Origin of the sequence: Streptomyces dengpaensis (assembly GCF_002946835.1) — a bacterium.
GTDB classification, from domain to species: Bacteria; Actinomycetota; Actinomycetes; order Streptomycetales; family Streptomycetaceae; genus Streptomyces; species Streptomyces dengpaensis.
This window is the reverse complement of record NZ_CP026652.1, coordinates 4,168,430-4,184,847: the sequence shown is the minus strand read 5'-3', so window position 1 is coordinate 4,184,847 and position 16,418 is coordinate 4,168,430. Positions and strand designations below refer to the sequence as shown.

Below are 16,418 nucleotides of genomic sequence, written 5' to 3'. Positions count from 1 at the left end.
ACGACCACGGCTCTACTGCGGCTCGCGCCGCGCGTCCGGTACGGCCGGGGGAAGCTGGACATCCGCGTTCACCTGGCCGCCCAGTGTCATCACGTTGAGCGTCGCGGAGTTCTCGTTCGCGATCGCCTTCTCCACGCGGGTGACCAGCGTCCGGAACGCCTCGCTCTCCGAGAGGCCCGTGTAGGGGCCGACCTTGGTCTCGAAGTAGATGCGCTCGTGGACCAGGAGTTGTTCGGTCGAGCGGTAGTTCTTCCACTGTTCCCGGTAGCGGTACACGCTCTCCAGGGACACCGAGCCGACGACTATCAGGCTCAGCACGGTCGCGGTGAGCTTGGCGAACGACAGGTCTAGGTTGACTAAAACCGGCACCAGCGCGCCGCCGACGACGGAGATCGTCCGCATTCGCAGGTGCATGGCCTTCATCTTGACGGCTTTCCTGTCGTACCAGCCCTGGTACTGGCGAAGCCGGCTCTCCACATAGCCCTGAGCCGTGGCCGCCTCCGGGCCGGGCGCGAGCGGGTGGCCGTCGAGCGTCTGTTCCGGCTGTTCCGACTGTTGGTCATGCGTCCCTGGCATGCGAGGGAGTACATCGGTGGGCCCGCGCGGCGTCAACCCGGCCGCATGCCCCGCGGGAGACGGCGTACTCGTTCAGGGAACCGCGAAGGCGACTGGTGTCTCATAGGAGTTGACGCCTCATCGGCGCTGAAGTACGAGTCGGACGAACCCGGGTATGGCGTACCGAGAGGACTGTCTGTTGGACCGTCAGCTGTCCCGCCGCAGGTTCATGGTCTACACGCTCGCGGCGTCCACCCTGACCGTCGCGGCGCCGCTCGGCTGCGACACGTCGCCGGAGGGCGCCGAGCCCACCGCGCCCGGTGTCCGCACGCCGTCCGGCGTCCTCGTGACCGGCGCCGACGAGGAGATGCTGGTCCTGGAGGTCACCGAGGCCAACAAGGTGGTCGTACGGCTGCCGCGCGCGGAGGTCGGTCAGGGCGTCACCACCGCGGTCGCCATGATGATCGCCGAGGAGCTGGACGCCCGGCTCGCCGACATCAGGATCCCGCTCGCCGAGGCCCGGACCAAGGGGAACCAGGTCACCGGCGGCTCGAACTCGGTCCGTTCGCTGTACGGCCCCGCCCGCGAGCTGGCCGCCACCGCGCGCGCCCGGCTGGTGACCGCGGCCTCCCGGCGGTGGCACATCCCCGCGCGACGGCTGCGCACCCGGGACACGATGGTGGTCGCTCCCGACGGGCGTACGGCCACCTTCGGGTCGCTGACCGAGAGCGCCGCCCGGATCCGGCGCCCCGCCGTGCCGGCCGGGCCCAAGCCGGCGTCCGAGCACCGGGTGATCGGGAAGCCGGCGACCCGGATCGACGCGCGGGACATCGTGACGGGCAAGGCGGAGTACGCCGGAGACGTGGCGGTGGCGGGGGCGAAACCGGCCGTCGTCGCCCGGCCGCCGACGCTCGGAGGGAAGGCCGTCTCGGTCGACGACCGGGCGGCGCGTGCGATGCCGGGCGTCCTCGCGGTCGTCCGGACCGACGGTGGAGTCGCCGTCGTCGCGGAGTCCTTCCATCATGCGTTCAAGGCCAGGGACGCCCTGCGGATCACGTGGGCCCCCGGCCCGCTCGCGGCCCTGTCCGACGCCGCGATCCGCTCCCGGCTGCGTGCCGCCGTCCCCCGGCTCGGCACCCCGCCGCGTGGATCGACGCAGGTGGAGGGCGAGTTCGAGTTCGCCTTCGTCAGCCATGCCCCGATGGAGGTGCTGACGGCGGTGGCGGACGTACGGGACCACGGCGCCGAGATGTGGTTCTCCTCGCAGACCCCGATGAACGCGCGCGACACCATCGCCTCGGCGGTCGGGCTGCCCGCCTCGAAGGTCCGGGTCCATGTCACGCGGGGCGGCGGTTCCTTCGGTCGGCGGCTCACCTTCGACGCGGCGGTCGAGGCGGCCCTGATCTCCAAGGCGGCCCATCGCCCGGTCAAGCTGATGTGGAGCCGCGCCGACGACCTCCGGCACGGCAGGATGCGCCCGGCCAGCCACCACCGGATCCGCGCCAGCCACGCGGACGGCCGGGTGGTGGCCTTCACCCACCAGATGGCCTCGGTGAACGAGTCCCACGAACAGGACGGCCCAGCCGCGCAGGGCGGCATGACCAGCGTCGTTCCCCTCGGCGGGCGCTCCGCGGCGGCCGGCCCGCTGCCCAGCGACAGCGGCCTCTACAACTTCGGGCCCGTCTTTGGGGACTCGGCCGGGGTGGATCTGCCGCTGCCCCTGGGCGCCTGGCGTTCGGTCAACTCCGGGACGATGCGGACCGCGGAGGAGATCGTCGTCGACGAGGTCGCGCGGAGCCTGGGCGAGGATCCGGTGGCGTTCCGCCGTACGACGCTCAGGAGCGAGGCCGCCAAGGCCGTACTGGACAAGGCCGCGAGCGCCGGGAACTGGGGCCGGACCCTGCCGGACGGCCACGGGCAGGGCGTGGCCGTCCACGAGGAGTACGACTCCTGCGTGGCCTGTCTGGTCGAGATCGACGCCACCGACCCGGAGAACCCCCGGGTGACCAAGGTGGTGATGGCCGCCGACGTCGGAACGGCCGTCAACCCGAGCGGGCTCGAGGCCCAGCTCATGGGCACCGCGATCGACGGCATCTCCACCGTGCTGCTGGCCGGTCTGCACATCGACCGGGGTGCCGTCCGCGAAGGGAGCTTCGACGACTTCCGCTACGCCCGCCAGCGGCACGCTCCGCTGCACTTCGAGGCGCACATCATGCCGTCCCGGCAGGATCCAGGCGGGGCCGGCGAGCTCGGTGTCCCGGCCGCGGCGGGGGCCGTCGCCAACGCCTACGCCCGTGCGACGGGGACCCGCCCTCGCCGCTTTCCCCTCACCTTCTGAGACGTCCGACTTCCTACTCCTGACTTCCGACTTCCGACTCAGAGAAGGCACCGATGCCGTCCTACTCCTTCGTCCTCAACGGGAAGCCGGTCACCGTCGAGGCACCGGCCGATATGCCGCTGCTGTGGGTGCTGCGTGATCTGCTGGACGTCACCGGGCCCAAGTACGGCTGTGGGGTCGGTGTCTGCCGGGCCTGCACCAGTCATCTCGGCGGTGCGGAGATCCAGCCGTGTGTCGTGCCGGTCGCGGACTGTGCGGGCCGCGAGGTCACCACGATCGAAGGCCTGGCCGACGGGGACCGGCTTCACCCGGTTCAGCAGGCCTGGCTCGACTGCGATGTCGCTCAGTGCGGTTTCTGTCAGCCGGGGCAGATCATGGCCGCGGTGGCCCTCCTCAAGAAGACGCCGAGTCCGGCGGACGCCGATATCGATCGCATCGAGAACGTCTGCCGTTGCGGTACCTACTCCCGCATCCGCGAGGCGATCAAGAGAGCCGCGCGGGCCTGAGCCGTTCGGGTGGCGGAGGGGGCGAAAACCGCACCCGTCACCAGCCGGTCATCAGCAGATGGTTGAGGAGCAGGGCGAGAACGGCCTGCGCGGCGAGCCAGGCGCGCGGCCGGGACAAGAACGCGCCCGCCGCCAGCAGCCACATCGCGAACGGCAACCAGATGCGCTCCGTCTCCGCCTTGCTCATACCGGAGAGATCGGCGACGAGAAGGGCGAGCAGAGCGCCCAGGACGAGCACGGCAAGCCGAGGTTCGGGCGTATGCGGACGGACGAGCGGCGCCAGGCGCGTGAGGATCCCGGCCCGGCCCGCCTCCCCGCGGGCCCTCTCCCGGTCGCCTCCTTCCCCGTCGCCCCCCTGCCGTACGAGCACGACGCCCGCCCTCCGCAGCCCCGCCACCGTCGCCGGGCCCACGACCAGCACCGTGCAGGCGAGGTTCGCCCAGATCCAGTAGCCGTACGGGCGTACCCGGGCGGCCCCTTCGAAGTAGCGGGTGACCAGCAAGTGGTAGGCCTCCCACCAGTTGAATCCGAGAAGGGTGAAGGTGAGGGGGGCGACCGCGAGCCCGGCGAGGACGTACGGCAACGGGCGGAGCCGCTCGCGGCCGAGCAGCAGGACGGCTCCCAGGATCAGGGCGATCAGCGTCAGGCCGTACGAGAGATAGCAGGTGAGGCCGAAGAGGAGCCCGGCGGCGAGGCCGGTCGTCCGCGGCCGGTGGCCCGTGACCGCGAGGGCGAGGAACGCGACGGACCAGGCGGCGACCGCGGCGAAGTAGCCGTCCGCCGAGGTGCCCAGCCACACGGCGGCCGGGGCGAGGACGAGGAAGGGCGCGGCACGCCGGGCGAGGGCCTCGCCGGCCAGTGTCCGTACGGTCACGAGGATCGCGACCGCCGCCGTCGCGCCGACGACGACGCACCACAGGCCCGCCCAGACGCCGCCGCTCAGCCCGATCCGGTGCAGGAAGACGAAGGTGAGGGTGGCCGCGGGGGGATGTCCGGCGATGTGCGCGGGCCAGTGGAAGCCGGGGGAGTGGATCAGGATGTGCTGGGTGAAGTCCTGCAGCGCGGCGGGGATGTCGTGGAAGCGGTCGGGGCCGACGGGGGCGATGACCTGGAGGTACTCGTACCTGGTCGTCAGCCGGTCCGCGATCCCGCGCCGCCAGCCGTCGATCAGCGCGAGCGAGAACGTCCACGCCATGGCGGTGCCCCAGACGGTCCACAGCAGCGCGCGCCAGGGCAGCCGGGCGGCGAGGAGCGGCCCGTACGCGACGACGGCGACGGCGACCGCGATCGCGGCCGCGGTTCCGGGGCCGAGGTGTGGCCCCCAGTCGGCGAGCAGCGGGGGCCAGTTGACGTGGAGCGTGCCGTAGCGGTCCTCGATGGCACGGCCGACCACGATGGCGGCCGTCACGAGCAGCGCGGCGGCGGCCACCGCGGACAGGTCGCGGAGGAGATCGCGGGGACGGTCGAGGGGGAGGTCCGGCGGACGGTTCTGGGGAAGGTCGCCGGGACGGTCGCTGGGGAGGTCCGACGGACGGTCGCGGGGCAGATCCGACGGACGGTCCCGGGAAAGGCCGCCGGGGCGCTCGTGGGGAAGGCCGCCGGGGCGCTCGTGGGGAAGGTCGCGGGGAAGATCGCGGTTCACACTGGCACGCTAGGGCCGGGACCGGCCTGCGGAGCCGCCATCAGGGCGGACGTCAGAGTTTCGTCATGGTTCGTGGACCCTTTCGAGGGGCGATCCAGGCCTACGGTCGACGTATGCGGTCTCCACGATCTCCTTCCTCCCCGGCGTTCTGGCGCAGTCCGTTGCGCGGCACCTGGTTCACCTCCGTGCTCGGTGTGGTGCTGCTCGTCGGGATCACCGTGCTGTTCGTGACGGGTCTCGTGTCGTACGCCGCGTACAACCCGAATCTGTCGCGCGTGAACGACATGACCCCGGACAAGGGCCTGCTCGGCTTCTACCTCTTCTCCTGGCCGACCGGCCCGGTCTGGCTGTACCGGCTCAACCAGGGCGTCCACGTCACGCTCGGCATCGTGCTGATCCCCGTCCTGCTGGCGAAGCTGTGGTCGGTCGTGCCGAAGCTGTTCACGCTGCCGCCCGCGCGGTCGCTCGCGCACGCGCTGGAGCGGATCTCGCTGCTGCTGCTGGTCGGGGGCGCGCTGTTCGAGTTCACGACGGGCGTGCTGAACGTCCAGCTCGACTACATCTTCCCCGGCTCCTTCTACACGCTGCACTTCTACGGAGCGTGGGTGTTCTTCGCGGCGTTCGTGGTGCACGCGGCGCTGAAGATGCCGACGGTGGTACGCAACCTGCGGGCTCGCCGCGACGCTCGTGATGCCCGTGATGCTCGCGATGTCCGCGATCCCGACGCTCCTCGCGACGAGCCGGACGAGCCGGACGAGCCGGACGAGCCGGACGAGCAGGACGAGCAGGACGAGCAGGACGAGCAGGACGAGTTGGTGTCCCCGAACCCCGCCGAGCCCACCGTCTCGCGGCGCGGCGCCCTCGCTTTCGTCGGCGGCGGATCGCTGCTTCTGTTCATCACGACCGCCGGGCAGAGCTTCGACGGGCCGCTGCGGCAGACGGCCGTACTCGCCCCGCACGGCGGGTCGGAACCGGGCTCAGGACCCGGCGGCTTCCAGATCAACAAGACGGCCGCCTCGCGCGGGATCATCCCGGCGGAGACGAGCGAGGAGGCGTGGCGGCTGGTCGTCGCGGGACCCGGCGGGACGGTCCGGTTGAGCCGGGCCGAGCTGCTCCAACTCCCGCTGTACAGCGCCGCGTTGCCCATCGCTTGCGTGGAGGGCTGGTCGACCTCCGACCAGTGGTGGCGGGGCGTCCGGTTGCGGGATCTGGCGGCGCTCGTCGGGTACGAGACGGACGCGGCGCCCGACGTGATGGTGGAGTCGTTGCAGCGGCGCGGGGCGTTCCGCCAGGCGGCGCTGCGCGACAACCAGGTGCGCGACCCGCGCTCCCTGCTCGCCCTGTTCGTCAACGGCGAGGAGCTGACCCCCGACCACGGCTACCCGGCGCGGATCATCGTCCCGGCGGCTCCGGGTGTGCTCAACACCAAGTGGGTGGCCCGGATGACGTTCGGAGACCTGTGATGAAGCGACTCCAGTTGCCGCAGGTGCCGAAGTTGCCCCTCCTGCCCCTCGGCAGCCCCTTCCAGATCCTGCTCCTGGCCTGCTCGTTCGCGCTCGCCGGGTATGCGGGGGTGCAGCTGCTCGCGGGCGACTGGTTCGGGGTGGCCTTGTGGTTCGCGGGGGCGGCGCTCCTGCACGATCTGGTCCTGGTGCCGTTGTACGGGGTCGCGGACAAGGCGCTCGTACGTTCGCTGGGCGCGGTGGGCCGCCGGGAGTGGACGCTGTACGTCCGTGTCCCGGCGGCGTTTTCCGCGCTGCTCCTGCTGGTGTGGTTTCCGCTGATCAGCGGGCAGGTGGCGGACCGCTACCGGTCGGCCACCGGCATGTCAGGCGACGGCTTCCTGGCCCGGTGGCTGCTGATCACGGCGGTCCTGTTCGGGGGCTCGGCGGTGCTGTTCGTGCTGCGCGGGCTGCGGTCGCGGTCCCGGTCGCGGCGCAGGGCGACGAAGGAGCGGCCGCCGGCCGTCCAGTGATCCTCCGGGCGCCATCCCGCGCGTGCCGCGTGCCGGAACAGGGCCGGGGCGCCCAGGCGGGCCCAGGGGAAGGGCGTACCGGTGGCACCGCGGCCGTCGGCGACGCGGACCCGCACCCGTTCGTCGACGTCCAGGTCGGGGACGGTCTCGGCGATCAACAGCCCGTGGGGCGCGACGAGGTGGGCGATCCGTCGGAGCAGGGCGGACGGATCGCCCCCGATGCCGAGGTTGCCGTCGATGAGCAGGGCGGTGTCCCAGCGTCCCTCGCCCGGGACCGTTTCGAACACCGACCGGCGCAGGGCCTGCCCGCCCAGCCGCACGGTGTGATCGACGGCCGCCGCGCTGACGTCGATGCCCAACGCCCGCCTGCCCTGGGCGGCCAGCGCGGCCACCAGCCGTCCGGGCCCGCACCCCACATCCAGCACGGCCCCCTCGCACCGCCGCACCACCTCCAGATCCACGTCATCGGCCCCGGCGCACCACCGCTCGACCTCCAACGGCAGCAGCCAGCCGTCGGAGCGGCGCAGGTAGAGGGGGCCACGACCGGCGCGGAGGGCGTCGGTGTACGGGTCGTCGGACCAGGGATGGCGGGGTGCGGGGTTCGCCCGTCCCGGCGCTGGAGCCGTCTCGTCCGCCGCCGTCATCGGTTCCACCGCCGCCGTCATCGGTTCCACCGCCGTTGTCATCGGCTGCACCGTCGTGGTCATCGGCTCCGTCGTCGTCATCGGCCCGCCCCCGCCGTCAGCCGGGCCAGTTCCCGGGCGAAGCGCCCGTGCGGCGCCGCGGCGGCGACCAGCTCCGCGTCGTACGCCGTGTCGACGTCGCGCAGCAGGGGCAGGTCCCGGACGCGCAGGCCCGCGGCCGTCAGGCGATGTCGCTGTACGGCCCCGGTGGTGTCCGTGGACATGGGGACGCCGCGCAGGAGTTCCGGGGCGGGGGCGGCGAGGCCGAGGGCCCAGAAGCCGCCGTCCTCGGCGGGGCCGAAGTACGCGTCGCAGTCGGCGAAGTCGACGGTGAGGAGGCCGGGGGTCACCTGAGGCGTGTCCATGCCGATGAGCAGGGCGGGACCGTCGCAGCCCGCGAAGGCCGCGGCGAGCCGTTCGTCGAGGCCGCCCGCGCACTGTGGTACGACCTCGAAGCCGGGCGGCAGCCACGGGCCGGTCTCCCCGTCGAGGACGAGGACCCGCCGTCGCGCGGGCGTCGCCAGCACCGCGTGCAGGGTGTCGACGAGCGACGCCTCGGCGAGTGCGGCCGCCTCCCGGGGCGTGAACGGCGGGGTGAGCCGGGTCTTCACCCGGCCCGGCCGTGGCTCCTTGGCGATGACGAGCAGGGTGCTCACCGGGCGGTTCCTTTCTGGGCCGGCGCGGGGGCGACCGGCGGCTCGGCCAGGACGCGGCGCATGTCCCGTACCGCCTGCCAGGTGCCGCGCCAGGTGCCGGTGACCTTGGAGGCGCCGGTGCGCGGGAGATACGGCACGTCGTGTTCGGTGATGCGCCAGCCGGCGTCGGCGGCGCGGACGACCATCTGGAGCGGGTAGCCGCTGCGGCGGTCCGTGAGGGCGAGGCCGAGGAGGGGTTCGCGGCGGGCGGCGCGCAGCGGGCCGAGGTCGTGCAGACGCAGTCCCGTGCGGCGGCGCAGCATGCGCGCCAGCGCGAGGTTGCCCGCGCGGGCGTGCGCGGGCCAGGTGCCCCGCCCCTGGGGACGGCGCCGCCCGAGCACGAGGTCGGCCCCGCCCGCGCGCACCTCCCGTACGAACGGCACGAGCAGGGCCGGATCGAGCGAGGCGTCGCAGTCGCAGAAGCAGACGTACTCCGCGGTGGCGGCGGTCAGCCCCGCGTGGCAGGCGGCGCCGAACCCGCGGCGCTCCTCGCGCACGACGGTCGCGCCGAGCTCGCGGGCGATGCGGTCCGAGCCGTCCGTGGAGCCGTTGTCCACGACCAGCGCGCGCCAGCCGGACGGGATGCGGTCCAGCACCCAGGGGAGGGCCTCGGCTTCGTTCAGGCAGGGCAGGACCACATCGACTTCGGCGGCCGGGGAGTGCTGCTCGGGAGAGGTTGTCACGGCTTTCACCCTACGAACGCAAAAGGGAGGAAGGGGACTTCGGCTCCTTACGAAACACGGACGTCGGGGCGGGCGTACGCCACGGGAGCGGGGCCGGTGCGAGGCTGTAGGCATGCAGCAGCCGTACGAATCTCCAGGTGCCGGTCCTGACCCGAACGGGGACGGGGGCCTCCCGAGCGGGGACGGGGGCGTCCCGGGCGGTGGGCGCGCAGACGCCTGGAACGGGTACGCGGAGGTCTCCGGCGGGCGCGCAGAGGTCCCGGGCGGGTACGGAGACGCGATGCGCGTCCTCGTCGTCGACGACGACCCGACCGTCGCCGAGATCGTCTCCGGCTACCTCGACCGTGCGGGTTACGTCGTGGACCGCGCCGCGGACGGCCCCGGCGCGCTCGCCCGCGCCGCCGCGCACTGGCCGGACCTCGTGGTGCTGGACCTGATGCTGCCGGGGATGGACGGTCTGGAGGTGTGCCGCCGGATGCGCGGACGCGGGCCCGTGCCGGTCATCATGCTCACCGCGCGCGGTGACGAGGACGACCGGATCCTGGGCCTCGAGGTGGGCGCCGACGACTACGTCACGAAGCCCTTCAGCCCCCGCGAGCTGGTCCTGCGCGTCGAGTCCGTACTGCGCCGTACCCGGCCCGCCGGCGCCGCGCACCCCCTCCACGCGGCCGGTCTCACCGTCGACCCCGCGGCCCGCCGCGCCACCAAGAACGGCTCCGAACTCGCCCTCACCATCCGCGAGTTCGACCTCCTCGCCTTCTTCCTCCGCAACCCCGGCCGGGCGTACGGCCGCGAGGACCTGATGCGCGAGGTGTGGGGCTGGGACTTCGGCGACCTGTCGACGGTCACGGTCCACGTCCGCCGCCTGCGCGGCAAGGTCGAGGACGACCCGGCGAACCCCCGCCTGATCCAGACGGTGTGGGGAGTCGGCTACCGCTTCGACGCGGCGCCCGCCGTCGAGGAGGCGGACTGACGATGCGTGACATTTTGCTCATGGCCCTCTTCGCCTTCCTCGGTGCCGCCGCGGCCGGGGTGCTCGGCGCGGGCGTGCTGTGGCTGATCCGGCGGCGCTCGCTGACCGCGTCGCTCACCGTGGTCGCCGCCGTGGCCGTCACCGCGATGCTCGCGGGGACGCTGGCCGTGGCGTGGGCGATGTTCCTGTCCTCGCACGACCTGACCGTCGTCACGACCGTCGTGGCCATGGCGGCCGTCGTGTCCCTCGCGACCGCGCTGCTCCTCGGCCGCTGGGTCGTCGCCCGCAGCCGGGCGCTCACCCTCGCAGCCCGCTCCTTCGGCGACGGCGGCGACTTCGCGCCGCCCGTCGGCCCGGCGACCGCCGAACTCGCCGCGCTGGGCCGCGAGCTGGCGGCGACCAGTGCGAAGCTCGCCGAGTCCCGCGACCGCGAACGCGCCCTGGAGACCTCGCGCCGCGAACTGGTCGCGTGGATCTCGCACGACCTGCGCACCCCTCTCGCCGGGCTGCGCGCGATGTCGGAGGCCCTGGAGGACGGGGTCGCCGCCGACCCGGACCGCTACCTCCGCCAGATCCGCACCGAGGTCGAACGCCTCAACGACATGGTCGGCGACCTCTTCGAACTTTCTCGCATCCACGCCGGTGCCCTCGCCCTCTCCCCCTCCCGCGTCTCCGTGTACGACCTCGTCGGGGACGCCCTCGCGGGAGCGGACCCGCTCGCCCGCGAGCTCGGGGTCCGCCTGGTCGGCGACCGCATCGAGGCGGTGCCGGTCGAGGTGGACGGCAAGGAGATGAGCCGCGTCCTGGGCAACCTCCTCGTCAACGCGATCCGCCGGACACCGGCCGACGGCACGGTGGCGGTGGCCGCCGAACGGTCGGACGCGGGGGTCGTCCTGTCCGTCACGGACGGCTGCGGCGGCATCCCCGAGGAGGACCTTCCGCGGGTCTTCGACACCGGCTGGCGCGGCACCCACGCTCGTACACCCCCCGCCGGCGCCGGCCTGGGGCTCGCCATCGTGCGCGGCATCGTCGAGGCCCACCAGGGCCGGGCCGCCGTCCGCAACGTCCCCGGCGGCTGCCGTTTCGAGGTGACCCTGCCGATGGCCGGGGCGTGAGCGGGGCGGTTTCTCGCCCCCTCCGCCCCTGCCCGTCCCAAACCTGGGGGCGGCCGCCCCCAGACCCCCGCTTATCGCGCTTCGCGCTCGTCCTCGAACGCCGGACGGGCTAAGAATCAGCCGCGAACTCCCGCATTCCCTCCCCGAATCCGACCTCGGGCTTCCACCCCAGTTCGGCGCGCAGCCGGGACGAGTCCGCCGTGATGTGGCGTACGTCGCCCAGGCGGTACTCCCCGGTGACGACGGGATCGGGGCCGCCGCAGGCGGTGGACAGGGCGCGGGCCATCTCGCCGACCGTGTGCGGCTCCCCGCTGCCGGTGTTGTACACGGTCAGTACCCCCTCCCGCGGCTCGGCCTCCAGGGCCGTCACATTCGCCGCCGCCACATCCCGTACGTGGACGAAGTCCCGCCGCTGGCCGCCGTCCTCGAAGACGCGCGGGGGCTCGCCCCGGGCGAGCGCGGACCGGAAGAAGGAGGCGACACCGGCGTACGGGGTGTCGCGGGGCATCCCCGGCCCGTACACGTTGTGATAGCGCAGCGACACCGCCGAACCGCCCGTCGACCGGGCCCACGCCGCCGCCAGGTGCTCCTGGGCGAGCTTGGTCGTCGCGTACACGTTGCGGGGGTCGGCCGGGGCGTCCTCGCCGACCAGGCCCGGCGTCAACTCCTCACCGCACCGCGGGCACCGGGGCTCGAAACGCCCCGCGTCGAGGTCGGCGACGGAACGCGGCCCCGGCCGCACCACCCCGTGCCGTTCGCACGCGTACCGCCCCTCCCCGTACACCACCATCGACCCGGCGAGCACGAGCCGCCGTACCCCCGCGTCGGCCATGGCGGCGAGCAGCACCGCCGTACCGAGGTCGTTGCGCGACACGTACTCGACCGCGTCGCCGAATCCCGTCCCCAGCCCGACCATCGCCGCCTGATGGCACACGGCGTCCACACCCGGCAGGGCGGCCGCGACCGCCTTGGCGTCGCGTACGTCCAGGCCGTCGCGCAGGTCGAACACGACCGGCTCGTGCCCGTGCGCCGTCAGAGCCTCGACGACATGGGACCCGATGAACCCGGCACCGCCGGTGACCAGTACTCGCATACCTCAAACGCTAGGACGCCGCGCCCGCCGCAGAGCAGCACCGCACCCGAAAGGTCACGGGTCCGTAAGAAGACAGGGAGGCGCGCAAGCCGGTGGGGCGCGCCTCAGGCCGCCGGCACGGCCGGAGGTACGGCCCCGGCCGTAAGGGTTCTGTCATCTCCTGGCCGGGTCGGCAGCGCCGCGGACCACGTTGAATGTGGGGCGACGGATTTCGAGGAAGGCGGGGATGGTGAACGTGCGCGGGGTAGGAGGCAGGCCGGTGTTCGTCGGGGTTCTGGTGGCCTTCGTCGTGGTCGTCGGTGCCGGGTTGTACTGGTTCCAGCCGTGGAAGCTGTGGCAGGACGAGACCGTACGGGAAGCGCTGCCCGAGGTGACGGGCACGTCAACTGCCGTGGCGGGCACGCCGGCTCCGGAGCCGGGTGCGTCAACTCCGGTGGCGGGCACGGCGACCCCGGAGGCCGTGCCCTCCCGGACCACCGCCTCCGCGTCTGCGGAACCTGCCTCCCCGCAGACGCTGGCGCGCGGTGGTCTGATCAGCCACGAGCACGCCACCTCCGGCGGCGTCAGGCTGCTGCGGCTGGCCGACGGCTCCCATGTGCTGCGGCTGGAGAACCTCGACACCAGCAACGGCCCGGACCTGCGGGTCTGGCTGACCGACGCGCCGGTGAGGCAGGGCCAGGCCGGCTGGCACGTGTTCGACGACGGTGAGTACGTCAGCCTCGGCAGGCTGAAGGGCAACAAGGGCGACCAGAACTACCGCCTGCCCGCCGGCGTCGACCCGGCCGCGTTCACGAGCGTGAGCATCTGGTGCGACCGGTTCAACGTGTCGTTCGGCGCGGCTGAACTGGCCCGTGTCTGAGGGGAGCGCAGCCGGCGGCGTCCGGCGTCCTCGGTGCGTGACGGCGTGGCCCGGACCGGTGGGTACGCCGCGGGAGCTGCCTCTCGCCGGGTCGAAGGCCCCCGGCCGGACCGGCGGTATCGTGCTGGTGCGACCAGGCGTTCCGGCCGTTCACACCTGGAACGCGGCGGCCGTCGGTACGTCGGGAGCGAGACAGGAGCCGGGTATGCGTGCGCATGACTTGGCGGTCTCCCTCGGCTATGTGTGGCTGCGGTACTTCGGGCCACCGTAGGAAGGGGGGCGGAGTGAGAGGTCCCCGGCCGGTCCGCGGTCAGCCGATGGTCGGACTGGGCGTCGGGGACGCGGCGTTGCTGGGCGACGGGGCCGTGGTGTTCACGTCCAGGCCGGGGGGCTCGGTGAGGGCCAGGACCGGTGCGCCCGGCTGCGGCGGCGGCGGGGTGAGCTGCTCCTTGGGGAGCTTCGGCGGGGTGGCCTGCTGGTAGTTGACCTGGTCGAAGTTGACCAGCTCGGTCTTCTCCAGGACCGTGATGTGGTCGAGGACGGTGTCGTTGGTCTGGTCGGCCAGCTGACGGATCAGGGTGTTCTTGGTGGTGGCGCGGATCTTGGCGACGACCGGGAAGATCTGCCCGTGGGTGATGCGCATGATGTTGACCGCGGTGGTGTCGAACTGCTTGCCGGTGCTTGCGTCTACGGTCGCCACGAACTGCTGCTGTTGCGGGCTGGCCTGGTTCGGCAGCGTGATGCCGAGCTCGGGTGCGATCTTGCGGCAGGTCGCGTCGAGCCGCGCGTGCCCGGCGACCAGATGCTCGCCGGCCTCCTTCATGGCCGCCGTCGTGCCCCGCTCCATCGCCATGAGGCCGAGGGGGTGCTCCCACAGCCCTGCCGCGCGGACCTTGACCACGAAGTCGCGGTCGGCCTCGGTCAGCGGCCCGTACCGGGTGTTGGCGATGACGCGGTCGGAGGAACTGGCCGTGTTCTCTATCCCGAGCATGGCGGGGTAGGCGAGGGCGGCGATGGTCAGGGACACGGCGCCGCCGACGAAGACGGTTCCTGCCAGATTGCGCGACATGCGCATGATGCCTCCAGGCGTGAGCAGCTCGTACACAGGGGGTACGGATGCTCGGGAGGATTCCATCATCGCGCCGGGGAAATTTTGCACTCCGCCAGATGTCCTGGATGTCACACGGACGTCCAGGGCCCGGGGATGGGGCGAGTACGGCATCGAAGACTGAGCCAGTGCGGCATCAAAAACGCGTAAAGATTGCCGGAACATGGCAATGAAACGTTCTGCCTCCCCGTGTGAGGATCCCGTCAAGCCGGAGACCAGCGACGGGTGAAGGGGGACGGTACGGATGGCCTTGTTTCTCGGACTCGGCATCACGGGGGTCGTACTGCTCACCCTGTCGCTGGTCTTCGACGGGGTGCTGGACAGCGCACTGGACGGTGCGCTCGGCGGCGCCCTCGACGGGTGGCTGTCGCTGCCGGTCGTCGCCGGATTCCTGGCGATGACCGGCTTCGGCGGCGCCATCGTCCTGGGGACCACGGGTGTCGGTCCCCAGGCCGCCACGGGCGCCGGCGCGCTCGCCGGCGTGGGGGCGGCCTGGCTGACGTACGGCCAGGTGCTGCGCCCGCTCGTACCCCTCGGCGAAGGCGTCCACGGCCTGCGCCACCGCGGCCAGCACGCTGTCCGCCGAACCCGGCGTCGCGGTCCAGGCGGCCCGGGTGGCGTCCAGATGCTGTCGTACGAGACCGCGCACGGTGTGTCCGTCGTCCGCGGCCCGCTCCCCGAGGGCGCCGCGGGCGTCGAGTTCACCGCGCGTCAGGCGCCGCCCGGTTGCGGAGACTTCGGCCAGGATCTCGACGTACCCGGCCAGATACGGCCGCGCCGCCTCTGTCTCGGCCACTCCGCCCCCTTGTTCGCTTCCTTGCCGTGCCGTTGACGTGTTCTTGACAGCATCCGGCACGGGGAGGGTAGTCAACGCTGCCGGAAAGCGGCAATCCGCTCGAGGGACAGGGCGCCCGCGACGACCGGACCCTTCGGTCCCCGCGGCGCTCAGGGTGCGAGGCCCTCGATGGCCACAGGCAGATGGCGGGGGCCGCGCAGCACGGCATTGGTGCGGTACGGCGGTGGGTCTTCCAGCAGCCGTGGGTTCTTGATCCGGCGGAACAGCTGAGGCAAGGCGATCAGCGCCTCCATCCGGGCGAGCGGGGCGCCGAAGCAGTAGTGGATGCCGGTGTAGAAGCCGAGGTGCTGGTTGTCCTTGCGGTCGGGATCGAACCGGTCGGGGTCCTCGAAGCGCTGGGGGTCGCGGTTGGCCGCGGCCAGCATGAGCCAGACCGGCGCGCCCTTGGGGATGGTGGTGCCGGCGACGTCGATGTCGTCCAGGGCGGTCGTCCACGGGACGAACTGGACCGGGGGCTCGTACCGCAGGACTTCCTCGATGAGGGGGACGGCCAGGTCCGGTTCGTTCTGGAACCGCCGGAGGATGTCGGGGTGGCGCAGCAGGGTGAGGGTCGTGTTGGCGATCAGGTTGACGGTGGTCTCGTGACCGGCGATCAGGAGCAGGGCCGCGGTGGCCACCAGATCCGCCGGTGTCATGCCCCCGCCGGGGCCGGTTTCCGGGGCGAGGGCGCTGAGGATCCCGGGGCGTGGGCGGCGGCGTGAGGCCTCGATCAGGTCGGACAGGTAGACGTTCAGCCCCTGGCGAGCCGTGGCCACTTGTTCCTCGCTGTAGCCGGGCTGGGGATCGATGCCGGCCGCCAGGGCGTCGGCCCAGCCGTGGAAGCGCGGTTCGTCCTCGCGCGGGACGCCGAGGACCTTGCAGATGGCCGTGACGGGAAGGGGGTAGGCGAAGTCGTCGACGATGTCGACCTCGTCCTTGCCCTCGAACGCGTCGAGCAGGTCCGTGACGACCCTGGCCAGGTCTCCGCGCAGGCCGTAGAGGAACCTGGGGCTGTGCGGGGGGCCGAACGGCCGGTTCGCCGCACCGCGCAGCCGGTCGTGCACAGGCGGGTCGGTGAAGATGAAGCTCGGCGGCAGGCCCGCCTCTTCCCCGGGATCCGGGCGGCGGGCTTCGGGCGCGCGGTTGCGCGTGTCGTTGCTGAGCCGCGGGTCGTTGGCCAGGTTCCGCACCTCGTAGTAGGTGCTGACCAGGTAGCTGCCGTCGTCCTCCCGCGTGACCGGATGCTTGCGCAGTTCCGCGTAGAGCGGGTACGGATTGGCGCGGTTGGCGTAGTCGCTGATCTGCGCGGACAGGGTGCCGAGCGTCATGGTGTCTCCTGAGGGCTCCCGGTGGTCCAG

Annotated in this window: 16 protein-coding genes and 1 pseudogene; 9 read left to right on the top strand and 8 right to left on the bottom strand. The window is 72.5% G+C overall.

Annotated elements, in window-relative coordinates; genetic code table 11:
• Window positions 1-12 precede the first annotated feature (12 nt).
• Window positions 13-576, bottom strand: a complete 564-nt coding sequence (locus C4B68_RS19290; protein WP_099506505.1) for a DUF4231 domain-containing protein — start codon at window positions 574-576, stop codon at window positions 13-15.
• A 208-nt stretch (window positions 577-784) separates the two neighbouring features.
• On the opposite strand from C4B68_RS19290, the gene C4B68_RS19285 reads away from it, so the two are divergent.
• Both C4B68_RS19285 and C4B68_RS19280 read left to right on the top strand, forming a co-directional pair.
• Complete coding sequence (locus C4B68_RS19285) at window positions 785-2,893, top strand: xanthine dehydrogenase family protein molybdopterin-binding subunit (protein WP_099506522.1); 2,109 nt, start codon at window positions 785-787, stop codon at window positions 2,891-2,893.
• A 53-nt stretch (window positions 2,894-2,946) separates the two neighbouring features.
• The gene (locus tag C4B68_RS19280) at window positions 2,947-3,399 is read left to right on the top strand and encodes a (2Fe-2S)-binding protein (protein WP_099506506.1); all 453 of its coding nucleotides are present in this window, start codon (window positions 2,947-2,949) and stop codon (window positions 3,397-3,399) included.
• Window positions 3,400-3,436: 37 nt separating this feature from the next.
• Here C4B68_RS19280 and C4B68_RS19275 read toward each other — a convergent pair whose 3' ends face one another.
• Window positions 3,437-4,828: a hypothetical protein gene (locus C4B68_RS19275; RefSeq protein WP_373682286.1), complete on the bottom strand. Its 1,392-nt coding sequence runs from the start codon at window positions 4,826-4,828 to the stop codon at window positions 3,437-3,439.
• A 326-nt stretch (window positions 4,829-5,154) separates the two neighbouring features.
• On the opposite strand from C4B68_RS19275, the gene C4B68_RS19270 reads away from it, so the two are divergent.
• Together C4B68_RS19270 and C4B68_RS42480 are read left to right on the top strand one after the other, a co-directional pair.
• Window positions 5,155-6,504 carry a molybdopterin-dependent oxidoreductase gene (locus C4B68_RS19270; protein ID WP_099506507.1) on the top strand — a complete coding sequence of 450 codons (1,350 nt, stop codon included), beginning with the start codon at window positions 5,155-5,157 and terminating at the stop codon, window positions 6,502-6,504.
• Window positions 6,504-7,016 carry a hypothetical protein gene (locus tag C4B68_RS42480; protein ID WP_240634412.1) on the top strand — a complete coding sequence of 171 codons (513 nt, stop codon included), beginning with the start codon at window positions 6,504-6,506 and terminating at the stop codon, window positions 7,014-7,016. The genes C4B68_RS19270 and C4B68_RS42480 overlap by 1 nt, the downstream gene beginning before the upstream one ends.
• A gap of 176 nt (window positions 7,017-7,192) precedes the next feature.
• On the opposite strand, the pseudogene C4B68_RS43360 reads toward C4B68_RS42480, so the two are convergent.
• From C4B68_RS43360 to C4B68_RS19250, 3 genes and pseudogenes are all read right to left on the bottom strand, one after another.
• Window positions 7,193-7,660 (bottom strand): annotated as a pseudogene (locus C4B68_RS43360) (class I SAM-dependent methyltransferase); the annotation flags it as partial.
• Window positions 7,661-7,737: 77 nt separating this feature from the next.
• Window positions 7,738-8,355 (bottom strand): TIGR04282 family arsenosugar biosynthesis glycosyltransferase, encoded by a 618-nt coding sequence (locus tag C4B68_RS19255; protein ID WP_099506509.1) that lies wholly within the window; start codon window positions 8,353-8,355, stop codon window positions 7,738-7,740.
• Window positions 8,352-9,086 carry a glycosyltransferase family 2 protein gene (locus C4B68_RS19250; RefSeq protein WP_167459111.1) on the bottom strand — a complete coding sequence of 245 codons (735 nt, stop codon included), beginning with the start codon at window positions 9,084-9,086 and terminating at the stop codon, window positions 8,352-8,354. The genes C4B68_RS19255 and C4B68_RS19250 overlap by 4 nt, the downstream gene beginning before the upstream one ends.
• A gap of 271 nt (window positions 9,087-9,357) precedes the next feature.
• Between C4B68_RS19250 and C4B68_RS19245 the strand changes: the two genes are divergently transcribed.
• Entirely contained in the window at window positions 9,358-10,050 is a 693-nt protein-coding gene (locus tag C4B68_RS19245; protein ID WP_099506510.1) for a response regulator transcription factor, read from the top strand.
• Window positions 10,051-10,052: 2 nt separating this feature from the next.
• The gene (locus C4B68_RS19240) at window positions 10,053-11,165 is read left to right on the top strand and encodes a sensor histidine kinase (protein ID WP_099506511.1); all 1,113 of its coding nucleotides are present in this window, start codon (window positions 10,053-10,055) and stop codon (window positions 11,163-11,165) included.
• Window positions 11,166-11,274: 109 nt separating this feature from the next.
• Here the strand turns inward: C4B68_RS19240 and C4B68_RS19235 are convergent, their stop codons facing one another.
• Window positions 11,275-12,258 (bottom strand): NAD-dependent epimerase/dehydratase family protein, encoded by a 984-nt coding sequence (locus tag C4B68_RS19235; RefSeq protein WP_099506512.1) that lies wholly within the window; start codon window positions 12,256-12,258, stop codon window positions 11,275-11,277.
• A gap of 226 nt (window positions 12,259-12,484) precedes the next feature.
• On the opposite strand from C4B68_RS19235, the gene C4B68_RS19230 reads away from it, so the two are divergent.
• Window positions 12,485-13,117 (top strand): DM13 domain-containing protein, encoded by a 633-nt coding sequence (locus tag C4B68_RS19230; protein ID WP_099506513.1) that lies wholly within the window; start codon window positions 12,485-12,487, stop codon window positions 13,115-13,117.
• 37 nt (window positions 13,118-13,154) lie between these two features.
• Window positions 13,155-13,388: a hypothetical protein gene (locus C4B68_RS41380; protein WP_143674549.1), complete on the top strand. Its 234-nt coding sequence runs from the start codon at window positions 13,155-13,157 to the stop codon at window positions 13,386-13,388.
• A 39-nt stretch (window positions 13,389-13,427) separates the two neighbouring features.
• Here the strand turns inward: C4B68_RS41380 and C4B68_RS19225 are convergent, their stop codons facing one another.
• Window positions 13,428-14,192 carry a DUF4142 domain-containing protein gene (locus C4B68_RS19225; RefSeq protein WP_099506526.1) on the bottom strand — a complete coding sequence of 255 codons (765 nt, stop codon included), beginning with the start codon at window positions 14,190-14,192 and terminating at the stop codon, window positions 13,428-13,430.
• 277 nt (window positions 14,193-14,469) lie between these two features.
• Between C4B68_RS19225 and C4B68_RS43355 the strand changes: the two genes are divergently transcribed.
• A complete protein-coding gene (locus tag C4B68_RS43355; protein WP_240634411.1) occupies window positions 14,470-15,057 on the top strand; it encodes a hypothetical protein in 588 nt (195 codons plus the stop codon).
• Window positions 15,058-15,170: 113 nt separating this feature from the next.
• Here the strand turns inward: C4B68_RS43355 and C4B68_RS19210 are convergent, their stop codons facing one another.
• Window positions 15,171-16,388, bottom strand: coding sequence for a cytochrome P450 (locus C4B68_RS19210; RefSeq protein WP_099506514.1), 1,218 nt, complete (start codon window positions 16,386-16,388; stop codon window positions 15,171-15,173).
• Window positions 16,389-16,418: the final 30 nt, after the last annotated feature.